The organism is Paraburkholderia sp. GAS333 (assembly GCF_050435665.1).
Classification (GTDB): domain Bacteria; phylum Pseudomonadota; class Gammaproteobacteria; order Burkholderiales; family Burkholderiaceae; genus Paraburkholderia; species Paraburkholderia fungorum_A.
This window is the reverse complement of sequence record NZ_JBNDKS010000023.1, coordinates 1-1,635: the sequence shown is the minus strand read 5'-3', so window position 1 is coordinate 1,635 and position 1,635 is coordinate 1. Positions and strand designations below refer to the sequence as shown.

1 protein-coding gene is annotated in these 1,635 nt (G+C 55.4%); it reads right to left on the bottom strand.

The genetic code is table 11. The annotated features are described in order from the left end of the window. Positions 1 to 126: 126 nt before the first annotated feature. Positions 127 to 1,572 carry an IS1182 family transposase gene (locus ABH945_RS36065; RefSeq protein ID WP_429253883.1) on the bottom strand — a complete coding sequence of 482 codons (1,446 nt, stop codon included), beginning with the start codon at positions 1,570 to 1,572 and terminating at the stop codon, positions 127 to 129. Between the last annotated feature and the right edge of the window lie 63 nt (positions 1,573 to 1,635).

The following is a 1,635-nucleotide window of genomic DNA, read 5'->3' as shown; positions in this document are numbered from 1 at the left end:
GGTCCAGCCTGTGTGGAAACGGGTTTTTCACCGCTAAGCGAGCGATTGCCAATCAGGTCAATCTAGTTCGACGCAGACGCATTGCACCGATCAAGCCTCGCACGCGCAACAAAGCCCCTCAGGGCTTTAGCTTTCGAGCATCTTCATGGCCTTCAATGTTCCCTGAACACCGAGTATGTTCATGACCCGCTTGAGGTTGTAGGCCAACACCTGAAGGCTCATCTCCGTACTCACCCTTCTGAGCGTCCTGGTCAGGAAGTGTGCTGGCCCCATCCAGTGCTTGAGCGTGCCGAAGACATGCTCCACGGTACTTCTGCGGATGGTCATGGCGTCCGGCTTCCTGTCGAGCCGGCGCTGCATCATTTCCAGCGTATTCTCGTGTTCCCATCGCCGGATTCGACGATAGTCAGACGGTGAACACCGTTCCTTGAGATGGCAACGCGGGCACGCGCTGGGCCAGTAGACTCGCAGATTCATATCATGCTCAACAGTCGTGAATCGATGAATCGCCCGCTCGCCTGCAGGGCATCGATACGTGTCGCTTTTCGCTATGTAGATAAAGTCGGCCTTCGTGAACAGACCTTTTTTCCGGGATGCCGACGTGAGCGGTTTGGGAACATACGCACTAATATCGTTCAGATCGCATGCTCTTATCTCCGGCCCGCTAAAGTATCCGCGGTCCGCAACCACCTTCAGCCTTGATCTGCCCATCGCATGCTTCGCAGCTATCGCGATTTTGCTGAGTTGTCCGTGATCGTTGCCGACGTTGGTTACTTCGTGCTCGACGATCAGATGATGTTTCGTATCAACTGCTGCCTGAACGTTGTAGCCGACTATGCCGGAACCTCTCCCGCTTGTCGCCATTGAGCGTGCATCCGGATCTGTCATTGACAACTGCCTGTCCGGCTGCCTTCCCAGCTGTTTGCTGATCTGCTTGAGCTCGCGCATCTGCTGGCGCAGCACTGCGATCTTCTCGTACAGCCGGACAGTCTTTACATCAAACCCGGTAGGACTGGTGCGGTCTGCGGTTTCAATCAGATCAAGATATCGCTGCACGCTTTCCTCGATCTGCTTCTGGCGCTTGTCGATCTTGCCCGGCGTGTAGTTTCTGTCGCGGGTGTTTGATGCCTTGAACTTGCTACCGTCGATAGCCACCATGTCACTGGATAGCAGCTTGAGCCCCCGACACAGTTCGACGAAACGCCGACATACGTTGCGGATCGCCGCGCCGCTGTCACGGCGGAAGTCCGCGATCGTCTTGAAGTCCGGAGCGAGCCTTCCTGTCAGCCACATCAGCTCGACATTGCGTTGGCATTCGCGCTCAAGTCTCCGGCTCGACGGTATCCGGTTCAGATAGCCGTAGATATAGATCTTCAGCATGACGCCAGGATGGTAAGACGGCCGTCCCGTGAACGCCGGAATGGAACCGTTGAAACCGAGATCTGCCAGATCAAGTTCATCGACGAAGGCATCGATTACTCTCACCGGATTGTCCTGCCCGATATAGTCATCGACACATTCGGGAAGTAGTGCGACCTGCTTGCGGTCATCGCCTTCAACGAATCGCTTCATGAGTTACCCGGTCTCAGTGCGTTGATTGAGTTTAGGCGATTGATGTGTTTTCACACAGGCTGG